Here is a 2,606-nt window from a genome sequence, read left to right as displayed (position 1 = left end):
ATCACCAAGGACGGCGTCACCGTCGCCAAGGAGATCGAGCTCGAGGACAAGTTCGAGAACATGGGCGCCCAGATGGTGCGTGAGGTCGCCTCCAAGACCAACGACCTTGCTGGCGACGGCACCACCACCGCGACCGTGCTGGCCCAGGCCATCGTGCGCGAAGGCGCCAAGGCGGTTGCCGCCGGCATGAACCCGATGGACCTCAAGCGCGGCATCGACATCGCGGTTGCGGCGGTCATCAAGGACATCGAGAAGCGCGCCAAGCCGGTTGCCGCCTCCTCCGAGGTCGCCCAGGTCGGCACCATCTCGGCCAACGGCGATGCCGCCATCGGCAAGATGATCGCGCAGGCGATGCAGAAGGTCGGCAACGAGGGCGTCATCACCGTCGAGGAGAACAAGTCGCTCGACACCGAGGTCGACATCGTCGAGGGCATGAAGTTCGACCGCGGCTATCTCAGCCCCTACTTCGTCACCAACGCCGAGAAGATGACCGCCGAGCTCGAGGACGCCTACATCCTCCTGCACGAGAAGAAGCTCTCGGGCCTCCAGGCCATGCTGCCGGTGCTCGAAGCCGTGGTGCAGTCGGGCAAGCCGCTCGTCATCATCGCCGAGGACGTCGAGGGCGAGGCGCTGGCGACCCTGGTCGTCAACCGCCTGCGCGGCGGCCTCAAGGTCGCCGCCGTCAAGGCGCCGGGCTTCGGTGACCGCCGCAAGGCCATGCTCGAGGACATCGCGATCCTCACCGGCGGCCAGCTCATCTCCGAAGAGCTCGGCATCAAGCTCGAGAACGTCTCGGTGAAGATGCTCGGCCGCGCCAAGAAGGTGGTGATCGACAAGGAGAACACCACGATCGTCAACGGCGCCGGCAAGAAGCCCGACATCGAGGCCCGCGTCGGCCAGATCAAGGCGCAGATCGAGGAGACCACCTCGGACTACGACCGCGAGAAGCTCCAAGAGCGCCTCGCCAAGCTGGCCGGCGGCGTCGCGGTGATCCGCGTCGGCGGCGCGACCGAGATCGAGGTCAAGGAGAAGAAGGACCGCGTCGAGGACGCCCTCAACGCCACCCGTGCCGCGGTGCAGGAAGGCATCGTCCCCGGCGGCGGCGTCGCGCTGCTCCGCGCCAAGAAGGCGGTCGGCCGTCTCACCAACGCCAACGACGACGTCCAGGCCGGCATCAACATCGTGCTGAAGGCGCTGGAAGCCCCGATCCGCCAGATCTCCGAGAACGCGGGCGTGGAAGGTTCGATCGTCGTCGGCAAGATCCTCGAGAACAAGTCCGAGACCTTCGGCTTCGACGCCCAGAACGAGGCCTATGTCGACATGGTCGAGAAGGGCRTCATCGACCCCGCCAAGGTGGTGCGCACCGCGCTCCAGGACGCCTCCTCCGTGGCCGGCCTGCTGGTGACCACCGAAGCCATGGTCGCCGAGACGCCGAAGGAAGCTCCGCCCGCGATGCCGGCCGGCGGCGGCATGGGCGGCTTCTGAGCCGACCGTTCCGTGACAATGTTGCGAAGGCCGCCTCCGGGCGGCCTTCTTTTTTGCCGACCATGGCTCACGCTTTCCGATTCAACCGACGGCCAAAACCCACTACGGTGGCGCCGATTCTAAAGCGCGATGAGATCGGAAAATGAGTCGTCATCGCGCTTTAGGTTATTGTTTGAGCATGATCTTTTCGGAAAACCGCGTCACACTTTTCCGGATCATGCTCCCTTGCTCGAGGATTTCGTCGATGCGCGCGCTTCTGGTTTGCTCCACGGCCCTTGTGGCGGCTCTGCTTGCTGTTTCGCCGGAGGTCGCATCCGCCCAGATGAAGCTGTCGCCGAAGGCGACGGCGCCGGGCGGACCCGAGACGCGCTATTTCACCTCGATCGACGGGCTGATGGACGGCAATGCCGACGTGATCCTGAAGGAGACCCGCCAGGGCAAGACGGTCACGGCGGCCGTGCTCGACGTCTGCTATCCGGTCGCGAAGAATTCCGACCGCAAGGATCGCTTCGTCGTCAATCTCCAGGTCGCCGGCCAGATGCTGACTGGCACGACGCAGAGCCTCGGCGCGAAGGCGCCCGTCACCGTCAAGCTGCTGCGCAAGCAGGCCGGAGACACTTTCGAGTTCCGCGGCCAGATTGGAATCGGCCAGGCCGTGACCGAGGTCACCTCGCCCGACAATTCCGATCTCAGCGAGAAGGAGTTTCTGGACAACCAGACCTCCGACGACGGCATCACGCCGCAGCCGAAGGATTTCACCGACGTCTCGCCGGAGGCGATCGCGGTCAAGGTCAAGCTGGATGCCGCGACCGAGTTCCTGAAGAGCCTGAAGGGCCAGGAGGTCGAAGTGACGCTGGCGAGCCTCAGCGTCGGCTGCGACGCGTTGCGCGCCGGCGAGCAGACCATCAACATGTCGGTCGACCCGGAGCGGGCCGGCGCGCTGCTGGCTAAGTTCAAGGCGATGCCCGGCGTCGTCGCCGCGGGCTGGACCGCGGGCATGACCGAGATGGACCGCACCATCCGCTTCGCCGCGGCCGACTGGCGCGACGGCGACAGGATCAACCGCGACAAGCTCGCGGCCGCGGTGGCGGGCGTGCTGAGCCGGACGCTCGCGGCAAAGC

At 66.0% G+C, this 2,606-nt stretch carries 1 protein-coding gene and 1 pseudogene; both read left to right on the top strand.

Annotation, left to right across the window (positions count from 1 at the left end):
- Positions 1–1,485: chaperonin GroEL (gene groL / locus AC1D00_RS35985; protein WP_477013938.1), on the top strand; the 1,485-nt coding region annotated here is incomplete at its 5' end.
- Positions 1,486–1,729: 244 nt separating this feature from the next.
- Positions 1,730–2,606 (top strand): annotated as a pseudogene (locus AC1D00_RS35980) (hypothetical protein); the annotation flags it as partial.

The sequence above is a fragment of the Bradyrhizobium sp. P2_E8 genome, assembly GCF_056403875.1.
This window is presented reverse-complemented; position numbering and strand designations above follow the sequence as displayed.